The organism is Paenibacillus sp. FSL R10-2734 (genome assembly GCF_037963865.1).
In the GTDB taxonomy this organism is placed as follows: Bacteria; Bacillota; Bacilli; order Paenibacillales; family Paenibacillaceae; genus Paenibacillus_AQ.
Genome location: NZ_CP150170.1, coordinates 4,807,729 through 4,822,971, shown reverse-complemented (window position 1 = coordinate 4,822,971; position 15,243 = coordinate 4,807,729). Strand labels below are relative to the sequence as shown.

The 15,243-nt window shown below is 43.0% G+C and carries 15 protein-coding genes; 12 read left to right on the top strand and 3 right to left on the bottom strand.

Features of this window, described 5'->3' with window-relative positions:
- Positions 1-116 precede the first annotated feature (116 nt).
- The 12 genes from NSS67_RS21080 to NSS67_RS21025 all read left to right on the top strand — a co-directional run bounded on the left by NSS67_RS21080 (position 117) and on the right by NSS67_RS21025 (position 12,947).
- Positions 117-1,070: a sugar ABC transporter permease gene (locus tag NSS67_RS21080; protein ID WP_339315555.1), complete on the top strand. Its 954-nt coding sequence runs from the start codon at positions 117-119 to the stop codon at positions 1,068-1,070.
- Positions 1,067-1,930: a carbohydrate ABC transporter permease gene (locus NSS67_RS21075; protein ID WP_339315554.1), complete on the top strand. Its 864-nt coding sequence runs from the start codon at positions 1,067-1,069 to the stop codon at positions 1,928-1,930. The genes NSS67_RS21080 and NSS67_RS21075 overlap by 4 nt, the downstream gene beginning before the upstream one ends.
- Before the next feature lie 83 nt (positions 1,931-2,013).
- Positions 2,014-3,738 carry a sensor histidine kinase gene (locus NSS67_RS21070; RefSeq protein ID WP_339315552.1) on the top strand — a complete coding sequence of 575 codons (1,725 nt, stop codon included), beginning with the start codon at positions 2,014-2,016 and terminating at the stop codon, positions 3,736-3,738.
- 33 nt (positions 3,739-3,771) lie between these two features.
- On the top strand, positions 3,772-5,118 hold the full coding sequence (locus tag NSS67_RS21065) for an extracellular solute-binding protein (RefSeq protein WP_339315551.1): 1,347 nt from the start codon (positions 3,772-3,774) through the stop codon (positions 5,116-5,118).
- A 16-nt stretch (positions 5,119-5,134) separates the two neighbouring features.
- Positions 5,135-6,733: a response regulator gene (locus NSS67_RS21060; RefSeq protein ID WP_339315550.1), complete on the top strand. Its 1,599-nt coding sequence runs from the start codon at positions 5,135-5,137 to the stop codon at positions 6,731-6,733.
- A 171-nt stretch (positions 6,734-6,904) separates the two neighbouring features.
- Complete coding sequence (locus tag NSS67_RS21055) at positions 6,905-7,969, top strand: fatty acid desaturase (RefSeq protein ID WP_339315549.1); 1,065 nt, start codon at positions 6,905-6,907, stop codon at positions 7,967-7,969.
- Between the two features lie 161 nt (positions 7,970-8,130).
- A complete protein-coding gene (locus NSS67_RS21050; RefSeq protein WP_339320654.1) occupies positions 8,131-9,267 on the top strand; it encodes a sensor histidine kinase in 1,137 nt (378 codons plus the stop codon).
- Positions 9,267-9,869 (top strand): response regulator transcription factor, encoded by a 603-nt coding sequence (locus NSS67_RS21045; RefSeq protein ID WP_339315548.1) that lies wholly within the window; start codon positions 9,267-9,269, stop codon positions 9,867-9,869. The genes NSS67_RS21050 and NSS67_RS21045 overlap by 1 nt, the downstream gene beginning before the upstream one ends.
- Positions 9,870-10,276: 407 nt before the next feature.
- The gene (gene asd, locus NSS67_RS21040) at positions 10,277-11,365 is read left to right on the top strand and encodes an aspartate-semialdehyde dehydrogenase (protein WP_339315547.1); all 1,089 of its coding nucleotides are present in this window, start codon (positions 10,277-10,279) and stop codon (positions 11,363-11,365) included.
- A gap of 120 nt (positions 11,366-11,485) precedes the next feature.
- Entirely contained in the window at positions 11,486-11,878 is a 393-nt protein-coding gene (locus NSS67_RS21035; protein WP_339315546.1) for a hypothetical protein, read from the top strand.
- A gap of 78 nt (positions 11,879-11,956) precedes the next feature.
- Positions 11,957-12,139, top strand: coding sequence for a DUF3934 family protein (locus NSS67_RS21030; protein ID WP_339315545.1), 183 nt, complete (start codon positions 11,957-11,959; stop codon positions 12,137-12,139).
- Positions 12,140-12,254: 115 nt separating this feature from the next.
- Positions 12,255-12,947, top strand: coding sequence for a pseudouridine synthase (locus NSS67_RS21025; protein ID WP_339315543.1), 693 nt, complete (start codon positions 12,255-12,257; stop codon positions 12,945-12,947).
- Here the strand turns inward: NSS67_RS21025 and thiE are convergent.
- From thiE to thiM, 3 genes are read right to left on the bottom strand one after another with little or no spacing between them, the layout of a single operon-like run.
- Positions 12,928-13,593, bottom strand: a complete 666-nt coding sequence (gene thiE, locus NSS67_RS21020) for a thiamine phosphate synthase (RefSeq protein WP_339315542.1) — start codon at positions 13,591-13,593, stop codon at positions 12,928-12,930. The two genes, NSS67_RS21025 and thiE, sit on opposite strands and share 20 nt — an antisense overlap.
- On the bottom strand, positions 13,574-14,404 hold the full coding sequence (gene thiD / locus NSS67_RS21015; RefSeq protein ID WP_339315541.1) for a bifunctional hydroxymethylpyrimidine kinase/phosphomethylpyrimidine kinase: 831 nt from the start codon (positions 14,402-14,404) through the stop codon (positions 13,574-13,576). The genes thiE and thiD overlap by 20 nt, the downstream gene beginning before the upstream one ends.
- A 23-nt stretch (positions 14,405-14,427) precedes the next feature.
- Complete coding sequence (thiM, locus tag NSS67_RS21010) at positions 14,428-15,222, bottom strand: hydroxyethylthiazole kinase (protein ID WP_339315540.1); 795 nt, start codon at positions 15,220-15,222, stop codon at positions 14,428-14,430.
- Between the last annotated feature and the right edge of the window lie 21 nt (positions 15,223-15,243).

Genomic DNA, 15,243 nt, shown 5'->3' with positions numbered 1-15,243 from the left:
GTAGGTCCGGATTCATGGAGAACAGCATTCTCTATGAATTCGGATTTAATTATAAGAAAGTATAAGTTTCACGTAATACTTTATCCTTGATACGTTAGATTACCTGGAGGTGTGACATGGCACAACCTGTTATTTCGAGTCCGCATGCCGAGAGCAAGCGCCCCTTTTTAACTGAACAAAGAAGGAGCCGCATCACTGCGTATACATTTATCTCTCCTTTTTTTATTCTGTTCTCGATATTTGGACTATATCCGATCTTCTTTACGATCTATCTCTCCTTCTTTAAATGGGATGCCTTGAACCCTATGAAATTCGTAGGAATGAAGAATTATGAGCTGGTCACAAGCGATCCTACCTTCTGGATTTCTTTTAGCAACACTTTAATTATGGGACTGCTCGGAACGGTTCCACAGATTATTTTGGCGCTTTTGATTGCTATTTTGTTGAATTCCGGGATGACGCGTTTCAAGAAAACGTTCCGTATTCTCTTTTTTATGCCAAATATTACGTCCATTGTTGCGGTTACTCTGGTGTTTAGTACGCTGTTTGGGAACAACGGGATGATTAATTGGATGCTTAACGGTTTAGGGCTCGAAAGTGTGGCTTTCAACTCTGGCTGGTGGGGAGTCAAAATCGCAATATCATCCATGGTAATGTGGCGCTGGACAGGATATAATGCCATTATTTTTCTATCAGGACTTCAAAGTATTCCGACAGATTTATATGAAGCGGCACGAATTGATGGTGCGAACAGAAGACAACAATTAACATTCATTACATTGCCATTACTGAAACCATTCATCGTATTCGTCACCTTGCTCTCAACCATAGGTGCCCTGCAGCTGTTCACTGAGCCTTATGTATTCTTAGGACAATCAGGAACGGGATCTACACGTCAGGAAGGAATCACTATGGTTACTTATTTATACAGCGAGGCATTCCGCAATGGATTCTTCGGTACGGCAGCGGCTACGGCAGTTCTACTATTCGTGGTTACGATTATATTCTCTGTCCTTAATATGCTGGTCTCAAGCCGCATGGGTGGAGATACAGGAGGGGGTAAAGCGTGAGTACACTGCGTCTATTAAAAAAAGATCCGGATGATCTTGGGATTTTCGGCAAAATAGGATTTTATCTCATTCTGATTCTTGGTGCGCTCGTGTCCATCTTTCCTTTTTACTGGATGTTTGTGGTTGGCACAAATGACAGAGGCGCAGTATTCCATGTACCGCCTTTGCTTACGGTTGGGAACCAGTTCTTTGAGAATTTCCAGCGGGTACTAGATAAAACGGATTTCTTTCAAGCCCTAGGAAATTCATTATTCGTCTCGTCCATGGTAACAATATCGGTCGTATTTTTCTGTACACTGGCTGGTTACGCTTTTGCTAAATATGAGTTTCCGTTTAAAAATATTCTATTCTACTTTGTCATTGCTACATTATTTGTGCCCCAGCAGCTTGGTGTGTTACCTACTTATGTAATTATGGCCAAGCTCCACTGGATCGACTCTTTCAAGGCGCTGATTGTTCCGGCTATGGTTAATGCCTTCGGGATCTTTTGGATGCGGCAGTATATTTCCACAGCTGTACATACGGAACTGATCGAAGCTGGACGGATCGATGGTGGGGGACATTTCCGAATCTTCTGGAACATCGCAATTCCAGTCATCACTCCAGCTATGGCGACTCTAGGTATACTGAACTTTATGACCGTATGGAATGATTTCTTCTGGCCTTTGGTCGTGTTGAAGAATCAAGAGAATTTCACAATACAAATTGCGCTCCAGCAGTTATTCTCCAATCGAGATGGTTTGGATTATGGAATGATAATGTCAGCTACGTTCACGGCGACCTTGCCACTGCTGATTGTATTTCTGTTATTTAGCCGTTGGGTGATTGCGGGTCTTACTTCAGGAGCTATTAAGAGCTGATCTTACTTTTTGTCTCTACAAGGGAATAGGCGGTTTCGTGAAGAATACTAGAGGACAGAGACAGCAGGGGGAAGGGGAATACCATGAAGCTCCGCCGAAAAATCTTGTTCGCTATTATTCTTCTCGTCTTTATTCCAGTGATTCTGATGGGGATTGTTACATACGTTAACTTCTCTAATGCTATGGAGAAAAAATCTAGTAACTTCTACTGGATTTCACTGCTTGAAACAGACCGTAAGCTCAAATTCGCACTTAGTGAAATCTCCTCGATCACGAATTCAGCGATCACACAACCGGTTATTCAACAATCCCTCAAGCAGACGAGCTTTGTGCTCACCTATGATCGAAAGCAGGAACTCAACAATTTACTCATTAATCATCCGATGATTACTTCATTTAGTTTATTTAGTAAAGATAGGCTGCTGTATCAATACAATGCACCTATGTCCTTTGAGGATATGAAGAAGCAGAGTTGGTTTAACGCGATGGAAAGCGCTGAGGGGCGCCCTGTTTGGTCTGGACCCGGTGAGAACGGTTCGGCGTTATCCGGCAATCCGGTCCTCGTGCAAGCAAGAGTGATCAAAGATTATTATTCACTCGAAAATATTGGATATCTGGTTGTTACCGTTAAGCCTGATTTACTGGATCAGATTTTCTGGGAGGCGGCAACGCTGAAGAAGGGAGATATTCTGCTAGTCAATAAGCTAGGGAATGTCGTTTTTAACAAATCCGGTGAACATATTGGGCAGCGCACCGATTTCCCTTTTTTACAAAATGATTATGCTAAGGAACAAAACTATTACATCGACAACTATCAGGGGGAAAAATCGCTTATAACCTTCCTTCCTTCTCATAATAAAGACTGGTATTTGGCAGCGATTACACCCATGAATCTAATCTCCTCTGAATCTATATCTATCCGTAATATTGCGATTATTTTAGGCACGGTCTCATTGCTATCCGCCATATTGTTTGATCGATATTTCGTTAGAAGGCTCGTTCTTAGCATTAACAGCGCCGTCAACGGGATGAAGAGGGTGAAACAAGGGATTTTCACACCTATAACAACACGTTATCGTGCCGATGATGAAAGTGATTTGTTGATTGATGGATTTAACCGGATGAGCACGCAGATCAACGAGCTGATTGTGCAGGTACAAACTGAGCAAGGGCGGAAGAAGGAAGCAGAAATGCAGGCGCTAATGGCGCAGATTAATCCCCATTTTATTTATAATTCACTCGAATCGATTAATTCTATGGCCGTGCTGCAGGGCAATAAAGATATAAGTAAGATGGTCATTTCACTCGGCAAGCTGCTCCGAATAAGTATTAGTCAGAATCAAGAGCTGATTCCGCTGCGAATGGAGTTTGAGCATGTTCGTCATTATCTGGATATTCAGAAGTTCCGTTTTGAAGATAAGTTCTCGTACATCATAAATCTTCCTGAGGGTCTCAAAACGTTCATGACACAGAAGCTGATCGTTCAGCCGATTGTAGAGAATGCGTTGTACCATGCGATTGAGCAAATGGAGGACCCTGGTATCATTGAAATCACAGCCTATGAAATGGGCGCGGATATGATCATTATCGTAAAAGATAACGGTCCGGGCTTTGATCTAGCCAAGATGATGAATCTTTGGGACAACGAGGGAATCGCTCAGAAGAAATACAGTGACAGCGGAGTAGGGCTTAAAAATGTACATGAACGTTTGAATATCCGATTCGGTAGTCCATACGGCTTACTTGTGTGTTCATCCCCTGGATTTGGTTCAACGATTCGAATCCGAATACCAAAAATACTGCCATAATCAATCATACAGAAGGAAGTAGGGGGAGATTCCATGAAGTGGGTAATAAAGTGGGGCTGGATGTGGTTATATTTAGTGCTGATATCTGGTGCTGTATTATTCATTACTTTAGGTGATCAGGAACCGATTGAAGATAATTCGCCAGAAAAAATAACACTGACTTTCCGTCATTTTTGGATTAAAGAGCATGATCGGCCACTGCTAGCCATCTTTGAAGAGGTCGTGGACAAATACCAAATTTCGCATCCGAATGTGAAAGTTAATTTTGAAGGACTTGACCAGACGATACACCGCGAACAAAAGCTGAAAAGCGAGATGGTTACTGGCACCCCACCAGATATGTTCGTTCTGTTCGGTGGCGCAGAGATTGAGCCTTATGTACGTTCTAAACGTCTGATTGATCTGACTGATTTTGTCCTTGAGAACGGCCTAAACAACCAATTTAAGGACCTGCATCTCTGGACCTTTGACAACCATATTTATGGTTTGCCTATCGAAGGGAATGCTGAACCGCTGTATTTTAATAAGACGCTATTTAACAAGCTTGGTCTCGAGGCGCCTACAACGCTTCAAGAACTCGATGATGCCATACTGAGGCTCAAGGCTGGAGGATACATTCCATTTGCGCTCGGGAACGAGGACCGCTGGCCCGCGGGGATCTTTGCACATTATTTAATGGATCGTTATGCTGGACCCGAACTGTTCCAGAAGCTAATCACTGGTGCAGATCAAGCTAGCTTTCAAAATGAGTCCTATTTAAAGGCTTTTGAGCATTTAGATCAATGGATTAAAGAAGGAGCCTTTAGCACCCAATCCAATGATTTGTCAACTGAAAATGCAGTAGGTTTGTTTACAGGTGGCAAAGCTGCAATGTATTTAAACGGGAACTGGGATATTAATCTATTTTCAGGGGCTGCGGCTCCAACTGATTTTCAGAATGAGGTAGGCGTTATTCCATTTCCTGCTTTGAAGCAGGGGGAGGAGCCCTCGATTGCGGGTGGATACACCATTGGCATTGGTCTATCCTCCGAGCTAAATGGGACCAAACGGGAAGCTGCTTTGGATCTTTTGAAGGCTTTTTACACACAGGAGGTCCAGACTCGAATTGTATATGAAGGACTGAGAATTCCATCGATGCGTATTGCCTTTGATCCGGAGAAGACGGGTCCGGTATTCGCGCAAGTGATGGAAATGATGGAGGTTAATCGCAATAGCTTTGTGCCATACGATAACGTATTGTCACCCGAAGTTAAAAAAATGTTCCTTAGTGTTATCGAAAAAATGATTAACGGAGAAATGTCTGCGAATCACGCATTAAAGCAAGTGCAGGCATCATCGATGGAATACTGGAATCTGATCCAAAGCTCAAGTGTTCAATAAGCATGGAGGTGCCGGAATGGATGAGATACAACAGAAATATAAAGTTTTGCTCGTAGATGATGAGCCAATCATTCTTCGTAGTCTAAAGGTAGCTATTCCATGGGATGATCTTCAGATGGAGATTGTGGGAGAGGCTAGAAATGGAGAGCTTGCCCTCCGCTTAATAGAAGAGGCTACGCCACATATCATTATCAGCGATATCCGTATGCCTGTGATTGATGGAATCACTTTAATGAAGGAAGTATTACCAAAGAACGCCAAGCTCTTATTTATCTTTATAAGTGGCTATGGTGAGTTCGAATATGCAAGAGAAGCATTGCGTCAAGGAGCCTTTGATTATTTACTGAAACCCATCGACCATGACGAACTGATTGAAATGATAAACCGAGCGAAAACAAGGCTGGATGAGCAGAAAGAAAACGATCAATTGATGCATTCCGTACAGATGCTGTCGATGCTCGCTCGTGAACGGATGTTTGCTGAAATCACTTTGGGAAATGCTAGGCCGCTTGAGCACCTGAAATGGCTGGAGAACAGTGAACTTGAAGGTGGATATTTCATGGCTGTAGTCCAATTGGATGATTATTCTATTCTGACCGGGCAGTGGAGTGTGGAAGAAAAACGACTGTGGTTATTTGCGATCCGCAACATTGTTGAAGAGTGGTCACTGGAGCATGGAGTGCTTACAGTCTTCCCTTTTCATAACGGGGAATGGGTATTGCTCTTTCCAGGATCTTTAAGCGCTAGCAGAAGAGAACTCGGCGAACATTTGATTACAGGGATCAAAAAATACTCCAAGCTGAGTTGCTCTGTAGGTATCAGCCGCTGTACACAAGGTATCGATCAATTAAGTGCGGTTTATCCTTTGGCTGCTAAGGCTTTGTATCAACGTTTCTATTCTGGTCTTGCCGGGGTGTTTATGGATGAGGAAACAACATTCGAGGGCAATAAAGAAGTGAAATATCCCAAAGAGCTAGAGACCTTGCTGATTGAGAGCATCCGTACCTTAGATAGGAGCCGAATGTCGACTTTGTTCGATGAGATGGCGCGATATATTGAAACACAAGTTATTCCTAAGGAGGTTGCTGAACGCCTACTTGTGGAGATGGTTGTCGTGTTGTACAGACATTTTGAACATTTGAATATGCATTCGGATTGGTCTTTGCATGGATTGCTAAGTAAGCTACACAATCTGGGTACCTTGAGTGAAATGATGTCTGCGTTGAAGGAAGAGTTTGGGGAGCGATTGGATCAAGGACTTAAACCTGTGAATCGTGAGGACGCACGTAGCACCATCGAGAAGACGAAACGTTATATTGAGAGTAACTACCATAAAGACTTAAGTATTGAAGAAGTATCGGAGCTTGCGGATCTTAGTGTTAGTCATTTTTGTACTTTATTTAAACAAATAACAGGCTATACCTTCTTGGAGTATGTTACTCATTGTCGAATGGAGAAGGCGAAGTATATATTGCAGAGCAGTAACGTAAAGGTGTATCAGATCGCTCCGCTTGTTGGTTATCAGGACCCACGATATTTTACTCAGGTCTTTAAGAAAGCTAGTGGTCTGACACCTACGGAATTCCGAGAAGAGCATGCGAGGAAAGCCAATTAACGAAGAAATTCATGGGTTTGTATAGTGAAAGGGATAGATAAAGGGTAAGAGTATGACATTTGTCATACTCTTTACTTGATGTTTATGACTTATAGGATGACACTTTCACACCTATACTAAGAGTAGAAGAAAAGATCCTTAGCCAGACACATCAAGGAGGAAACGATAAAGATGACTACGAAAGAGACATCACAGCTCTCCAGTCTTAAAAAGAGTGTAGCCCCTTACGAGAAAAACGATCGCAATGCGAGCATAAGACAGCTCATTAATACTTTAGGACCACTTGTGCTGTTATGGGGCGGAGCTTATTTCTCTTTATCCATTTCCTACTGGCTCACCCTTCTGTTGGCCATTCCTGCAGCAGGATTTGTTATTCGAACTTTTATTATTTTCCATGATTGTACGCATGGATCGTTCTTTAAGAACCGTAGAGCGAATGACATTATCGGAACCATTACAGGTGTATTAACACTTGTTCCTTATCGGCAGTGGAAGCATAGTCATTCCATTCATCATGCCAGCTCCAGTAACCTCGATAAAAGAGGGATTGGCGATATATGGATTATGACTGTCGACGAATATGCAGCAGCTTCATTCTGGAAACGTCTATATTACCGGATTTATCGTAATCCGCTCGTGATGTTCGGTATTGGTCCAATTGCTGTTTTTATGATTCAATATCGCTTTAATGCAAAAGGGGCCAGACGTAAAGAGCGGATGAATACTTATTTAACGAATGTATCTATCGCAGCTCTCTATGGTTTGCTTATTTGGGCGATCGGCTGGCAAGCCTTTATCATGGTACAATTGCCTATAGCTTTTGTATCCGGATTTCTCGGGATATGGTTGTTCTATGTTCAGCATCAGTTCGAGGATTCCTACTTTGAGAATGAATCGGAGTGGAGTTATGTTATGGCTGCAGTAGAGGGAAGCTCGTATTACAAGCTACCTAAGCTGCTGCAATGGATCACAGGGAACATCGGTTTCCACCATGTCCATCATTTAAGTCCGAAGGTACCCAACTATAATTTAGAAAAAGCTCATAACGCTACACCGCCACTGCAAAAAGCGACGACCATAACGCTTAGTTCAAGCCTGAAGGCTCTACATTTCCGTCTATGGGATGAGGAGAATAAGTGCTTCATCGGCTTTAAAGAGGTAAAGTCGAGACTAAGCAAACCGAAGGTAGCGGGAGAAGTCTTACAAGTTCATAAGACTAGACTCCAGGGAGAATAATAATCATTGGTTCGAACAAAATAGGATTACAAAGGAAGGTTAGAGCCGGTGAAATCAATCGTGCTCTAATCTTTTTCTATTTGATAGTAGTGGTTAAACAGATTTTCACTGAATTTGTGCTAGAATAAGGAGAGTAATGTATGTTAAAAAGGAGAGCGGTCATGCAAAAGTGGCATCATATTTTTCATAAAAGCACAGGTCTCAGCCCTTATGTGTGGGTCGTTTTTTACATTCTACCGTTCTATTTTATATTCCGTTCCTCCTCTACCTATCAGGTAATTTTGGGAATCTTGATGATCGCAGTATTTTTTGTTTGTTATGTGCTTTCTTTTGTTTCTAAGGGCTGGCTGGTATATTTCTGGACGAGTGTTCAAATTCTAGTTTCTATAACGATGACGCTTTTTTTCGGATATATGTATTTTGCACTTTTTCTAGCCTTTTTTATTGGGAACATACAGAATCGAGTGGGGTTCTTCACACTGTACTCTATTCATCTGTTAACTACGATCATTACAATCAATTATGAGCTGCTCTCACGTAATTCCGTGTTTATTAGTCAGCTTCCGTTCGTGCTTGTTAGTATGATTGCAGTGATTCTGCTTCCAATCAGTACTTATAACCGAAATAATCAAGAGAAGCTGCAAGACCAATTGGAGGATGCGAATAAGCGGATATCCGACCTCGTTAAGATTGAAGAACGTCAACGAATTTCGCGAGACCTTCATGATACATTAGGTCAGAAGCTTTCATTAATTGGTCTTAAAAGTGACTTGGCAGGAAAGCTAATTGACTCAAATCCTACGCAAGCAAAAGCAGAGATTAATGATGTACGACAGACCGCGAGAAGTGCGCTGAAAGAGGTTCGGGAAATGGTTACACGAATGCGCGGCATTCGGCTAGATGATGAATTGATTCATATCCAGCAGTTCCTTACGGCTGCGGAGATTGATTATAATCTAGAGGGGAACCCGAAGCTAACAAACACCTCATTGATTACAGAAAATGTACTCAGCATGTGTATAAAGGAAGCTGTCACAAATGTTGTGAAGCATAGTGGGGCAAAATCTTGCTCTATACTAATTGAGCCTTCTCGGACGGATTTAGTCATTAAAGTAAAGGATGATGGAATCGGCATTCCGGGTAATGATCTTAATTTCAAAGGTCATGGACTGCAAGGTATGCGAGAGCGTCTTGAATTTGTAAATGGCTGTATGGATATCGTGAGAGATGGGGGTACTACTATCGTGATTAAGGTACCCAATGTATTCAAGCAACCGGAACAGGAGGTCATCCTATAATGATAAAAATTGTGATCGCAGAAGATCAGCGAATGCTCCTTGGGGCGCTAGCTTCTTTGCTGGATTTAGAAGAAGATATGCAGGTTGTGGGCCGTGCAAGCAATGGTGAAGAAGCTGTAGCGATGGTTAAGCAGCATAAACCGGATATTTGTATTATGGATATTGAGATGCCGGCGATGAGTGGTCTCGACGCTGCAGAAGCATTGAAGAATAGTGGCTGTAAAACGATGATACTCACAACCTTTGCCCGTGCAGGATATTTCGAACGTGCGCTTAAGGCGGGTGTTCATGCTTATTTGCTAAAAGACAGTCCTAGTGAAGAACTGGCACTTTCTATTCGTAATGTAATGGCTGGCAGACGCATGTATGCACCGGAGCTGATGGATGAAGCCTACAGCGGCGAAGTGAATCCGTTGACACAGCGGGAGAAGGAAGTACTCGGACTGATCGCCGATGGTAAAAATACGAAAGAAATCGCAAGCGAGCTGTACATTACCACTGGTACAGTTCGGAATTACATCTCGGTGATCCTCGATAAGCTGGACGTGGGCAATCGTATTGAAGCGATTACTCGATTTAAGGAAAAAGGCTGGTTTAAATGAAAATCAACGAATGATGATTTGTTTGGTTTGAAGCAGATTGCAATCGCAAAGCGCAAATAGATGTATTTCGTACAACTATATGCAATAAAATGCTGAGTTGAAGAGATTTAACTGTACTTCATACAACTATCAGTTAACGTGGAGTACATTTTCATTATTTTGCCGGGAAATAGTTGTATAGAATGCAATTAACTAATTTGTCTAAGCAGAATAAGCACTTATAATTGTACTGAGTGCAGTTATTTGGTTCATGAGCATTCATGAAACACAATATAAGCAGTTAAAATTTAATTTTTTTAATGTTATTTTGATGTTAACACTCGCCAAATGTTCTCTACCCGTATATCATTAATTATCGGCCTATTATTCTCAATAGGACAGTTAATCAAAAGGAAGTGAATTATCTGATGTCAAGAAAGCTAAGAGCCGGCATAGTTGGCGGCACAGGTATGGTGGGTCAGCGTTTTATAGCCCTTTTAGAGAATCATCCTTGGTTTGAAGTAACTGCGATTGCTGCCAGTGGTAGATCTGCTGGGAAAACGTATGAAGAATCGGCCAAGGGCAGATGGAAGCTATCCACTCCAATGCCTGAGAACGTGAAGAATATTATGGTTCAAGACGCATCTAAGGTAGAGGAAGTAGCTACAGACGTAGATTTGATCTTCTGTGCTGTAGATATGAAAAAAGATGAGATTAAAGCGCTAGAGGAAGCTTATGCTCGCACTGGCACTCCAGTAATCTCAAATAACTCGGCGCATCGCTGGACACCAGACGTGCCTATGGTCATTCCTGAGATTAACCCTGAGCATCTTGAGGTTATTGCGCAGCAAAGAAAACGTCTAGGAACAGAGACAGGTTTCATAGCGGTTAAACCTAACTGCTCCATTCAGAGTTATGTTCCTGCGCTTCATGCGCTTAAAGAATTTAACCCATCTAAAGTGGTAGTCTCAACCTATCAAGCGATTTCCGGTGCGGGCAAGACTTTTGCTGACTGGCCTGAAATGCTGGATAACGTGATTCCTTACATTGGTGGCGAAGAAGAGAAAAGCGAGCAAGAGCCTTTGCGGATCTGGGGTAGTGTACAAGAGGACGGGATTGTGAAAAGCGAATCACCAACCATTACTTCCCAGTGTATCCGTGTACCTGTAGCCGATGGTCATATGGCCGCTGTATTTGTTTCTTTTGAGAAGAAACCTTCCAAAGAAGAGATTCTGAATCTCTGGAATAGCTTTAAGGGACGTCCTCAAGAGCTTGAACTGCCTAGTGCACCTAAACAGTTCATTACTTATTTCGAAGAAGAGAACCGTCCACAGACCAAGCTGGATCGTGATATTGAGAACGGAATGGGCGTATCTACAGGCAGACTTCGTGAAGATGCCATCTACGATTATAAATTCGTGGGTCTGTCCCATAACACACTGCGCGGAGCAGCTGGCGGAGCCGTGTTGATCGCTGAGCTTCTGAAAGCTGAAGGTTATATTCAGCCAAAGCAGTAGTATCCCTGAGCTATCAAGCTAAGGTTATAAGGAACACCTCGTCAAAGCTTAGTCTTTGGTGAGGTGTTTTATTTTTATATTATAATTTGCTAAAATTAGTTAGGGAGGGAGCTGATATATTTGTTTAAATATTTATTAGCTTTTATATGTTTACCGCTAATACTATTCAATAGCGGGTGTACTTCATCAACGCAAGAGGAACAAGAGTACGGAGTGTCCTCCATAAATGCTGAAATTCCTATTCCGAAGAATGCCAAAGAAATCGAAGTGACGACAACTTCAAGTAACCCCAATATAAAAATAGGAGTAAAGTACGAATTGGATAATATAGGGGGAGAGCAAGGTCTCTATCCACCTGAAAGCTATTTCAATAAATTATGGGATTCAGGGTGGGTAGAGCTGGAGGATAAGCGGTTAGGGCATGTGCAGTTTTTTGAGAAAGAGGGTACCATAATTGCTATTGAAATACATGAAAATACCTTTAGTATTTATGAAATGAATAAAGATGCTTAAACAGAAACAATGAGAGTGTGGTAAGATAGATAGAGTGTATAAACTATACGAATTCTGAATGACTGACGGAGTGATAAGATGGGTGCAAAAAGTAAAGGTGGCGGCACGGGAAGAGGTACGGGGAGTAAAGGCTGGACACGCTGGAACAAAACAGCAAAGCCAGTTAGACCTGCAAAAGGTGCTCCAAACACGGGTCCAGGCGCTAAAGATGCAAGTGGAAGCAAGGGCAATAACGTGAAAAAAAGCGGAAACACGAAATAGCTCCCTTACAAATGGGTACTTCCTGAAGGTTAACATCTGATTTTGATCGTTAAAATCAGGTGTTTTTTTATGGATATAAGCAAGTATCAGTATTAGAGAGAAAGTAGGATCATTAGTGAGAATCGATAAATATATAAGCGAGACAGGCTTCTGCTCCAGAAGGGAAACAAAACGATTAATTGCCGCAGGCCGGATTGCTGTTAATGGCATCGTCTGTGATGCGAATATTCTTTTAGAGCCAGAGGACATCGTTTGGATCGATGGAGAGCCAATAACAAGCAGTAAAGGAGAGCCGGTATACCTCGCTCTGAACAAGCCGATCGACATTACTTGTACAGCTGCTCCGCAGGTAGCAGGGAATATTATAGACTTTGTAGGCTATCCCTCACGAATCTTTGCGATCGGAAGATTAGATAAAAACTCGGAAGGTCTCATTTTGTTAACCAACGATGGAGATATTGTAAACAAAATGATGCGTTCCGAGAATGGGCATGAAAAAGAATATGTAGTTCATGTAGACAAGCCAATAACGTCAAAATTCTTACAAGCAATGTCTAGTGGGGTGGACATCCTTGGCGTCACAACGAAACCTTGTGAGGTCGATCGAATCACGGAATGTGAGTTTAGAATTATCCTAACTCAAGGCCTTAATCTGCAAATACGCAGAATGTGCAAGGAGTTAGGATATAGAGTTCTAAAGCTAGAGCGCATAAGAATTATGAATATTACTTTAGATGGCTTGGAGCGAGGACAATGGCGGCATTTGAGCGATGAAGAGCTGAGTGAGCTTATGTCCCGCTTACATTAACTTCATGAACAAATCCCCTAGCGGCGAGGGTAACATCCTCAGCCCCTGCAATGGCAGAAATAATAGAAATTCCATCCGCACCCGCAGCTAATACCGGGGCTGCATTGTGCACCGTGATCCCTCCTATACCGACCAAAGGAATTGTAATGCCGCTATTTCGTATTTCCTCAATAACGGATGTGCCTCGAACAGCTTGGGCATCCTCCTTTGAAGAGGTAGGATAAATTGGCCCAATGCCAAGATAATCGGCTCCATCTGCAATTGCCTGCTGAGCTTCAGCGAGCGAGTGAGCGGACACACCAATGATCTTATCATCCCCAAGCAGCTGTCTAATCGCTAGCGCGGGGGTGTCATCTTGTCCTACATGAATACCGTCTGCATCAAGGGCGATGGCTAAATCAATATCGTCATTAACGATAAAAGGGACTCCGTTTGCATGACAAATCTTTTGGAGCCGTCTTCCTAGATTGAACCTAACTTGGGCGGTTAGTGCCCCCGTTCCTTTTTCGCGAAATTGGAACATCGTTATGCCGCCAGCGACGGCTTCTTTTAACACCTTCGCAGGAGATCTACGACAATTCACACTACCCATAATGAAATAGACTTTTAATAAATCCCGCAGCTGATCACTGTCTATTCGCTTCATGGTTCATCCCTCGCAATCTATTCTGATAAGCAAAGTGATTCGTAGGCCCGTGTCCAGCCCCTATGCCAAGCTCGTCTTCAATTGCCGCTTGTATAAATGCTTTAGCTGTGTGGATAGCCTCAGGAACCGAGTTTCCCTTGGCGAGCTCGGCAGTGACTGCCGCCGAATAGGTGCAGCCTGTGCCGTGCGTGTGTCTGGTCTGAACTCGTCGACTTTCCATAAAGATGAACTCGTAACCGTCATATAAGAGATCTACAACAGCCGTAGTTGAGGTATCATGCCCACCTTTAAGCACTACATATTTAGAGCCCATGGCATGAATGATTTTAGCTGCTTCTTGACGATCATCCATAGTAGTGATGCTCTTATTTGTAATCATTTCAGCCTCGGGAATATTGGGGGTCGTCACTAAGGCTAGTGGCAGTAGATGACTGATTAAGGATTGGACAGCTTCTTGTTGCAGTAGGGTGGACCCGCCTTTAGCAACCATTACAGGATCAACTACATGATTACGCCAGCCGTATTGCTGAATCTTCTCTGCTACGATACGAATGATTTCACTGTTAAAAAGCATCCCCGTCTTCACAGCATCCGGCATCAGATCAAGCCCAATGGAATCGAGCTGCTGAGTAATAGCTTCCGGTGTCAACGGATATACGCCTTGAACACCTAGCGTGTTCTGGGCTGTCACAGCTGTAAGTACGGTCATGCCATATACAGAGAGCTCTTGAAACGTTTTTAGATCTGCCTGAATACCAGCACCACCGCCGCTATCAGAGCCGGCTATGGTTAGAGCTTTAGAAATAATCATTGCATTCACTCCTTTATGTGTTGTTATCTGAGTTGCTTAATTAAGGATTTCTCTTTATAGATTTCGGGTGTCACCAATGTCAATTGATTTATAAACTCAATTTGAAAGCTTCCCGGGCCTTGACCAGCCGTTTGCTCGGCAGCGATTTCAGCAGCTACTCCGTAGAAGGAGAGAGCTTCCACTGCGGCCTCCAGCGAGGCACCTTCACTTACCGCAAGAAAAGCACCGACAACAGCGCTTAGCAAACAACCAGTTCCAGTAACCTTTGTTAGAATAGGATGACCGTTACTGGCGATGTAGGTGTTAGCTCCATTGGTGATCACATCGTCTTTTCCGGTGACGATCACTACACAGCCTAACTTCCGCGCGGCAGTCTCAGCTAAGACGACTACATCGCCATCTCCTTCGCCTGCATCTACCCCTTTAATAGACCAGCTCTCACCGATTACGTTAGCGACTTCAGCTACATTCCCACGTAGCGCGGTAATTTGCATCTCATTTACTAGCTTTTGTGTGACCGCTGTTCGATAGGAAGTTGCTCCCGCACCTACCGGATCAAGCACTAAGGGAACTCCATGTTTATTCGCTGATTGTCCTGCGAGCAGCATGGCTTGAATAGCATAGTCATTCAGTGTGCCAATATTTAGAACCACTGCAGCCGAAAATGCGGCGATATCTACTACTTCTTCGTGGGCATCCGCCATAAAGGGAGAGGCACCGAGTGCCAAAAGACCGTTGGCTGAGAAATTGGCTACGACGATATTAGTGATATTGTGGACCAGTGGATTGGATTCCCGTACTTTGGATAGATAACTCATGATAATTCCTCCTCAAGTTTT

Bases quoted from the DNA above. Each gene is read 5' to 3' on its own strand.
- NSS67_RS21080 (WP_339315555.1), top strand. From the start codon at position 117: ATGGCACAACCTGTTATTTCGAGTCCGCATGCCGAGAGCAAGCGCCCC.
- NSS67_RS21070 (WP_339315552.1), top strand. From the start codon at position 2,014: ATGAAGCTCCGCCGAAAAATCTTGTTCGCTATTATTCTTCTCGTCTTT.
- NSS67_RS21065 (WP_339315551.1), top strand. From the start codon at position 3,772: ATGAAGTGGGTAATAAAGTGGGGCTGGATGTGGTTATATTTAGTGCTG.
- NSS67_RS21060 (WP_339315550.1), top strand. From the start codon at position 5,135: ATGGATGAGATACAACAGAAATATAAAGTTTTGCTCGTAGATGATGAG.
- NSS67_RS21055 (WP_339315549.1), top strand. From the start codon at position 6,905: ATGACTACGAAAGAGACATCACAGCTCTCCAGTCTTAAAAAGAGTGTA.
- NSS67_RS21050 (WP_339320654.1), top strand. From the start codon at position 8,131: ATGCAAAAGTGGCATCATATTTTTCATAAAAGCACAGGTCTCAGCCCT.
- NSS67_RS21045 (WP_339315548.1), top strand. From the start codon at position 9,267: ATGATAAAAATTGTGATCGCAGAAGATCAGCGAATGCTCCTTGGGGCG.
- asd (WP_339315547.1), top strand. From the start codon at position 10,277: ATGTCAAGAAAGCTAAGAGCCGGCATAGTTGGCGGCACAGGTATGGTG.
- NSS67_RS21030 (WP_339315545.1), top strand. From the start codon at position 11,957: ATGGGTGCAAAAAGTAAAGGTGGCGGCACGGGAAGAGGTACGGGGAGT.
- thiE (WP_339315542.1), bottom strand. From the start codon at position 13,593: ATGAAGCGAATAGACAGTGATCAGCTGCGGGATTTATTAAAAGTCTAT.
- thiD (WP_339315541.1), bottom strand. From the start codon at position 14,404: ATGATTATTTCTAAAGCTCTAACCATAGCCGGCTCTGATAGCGGCGGT.
- thiM (WP_339315540.1), bottom strand. From the start codon at position 15,222: ATGAGTTATCTATCCAAAGTACGGGAATCCAATCCACTGGTCCACAAT.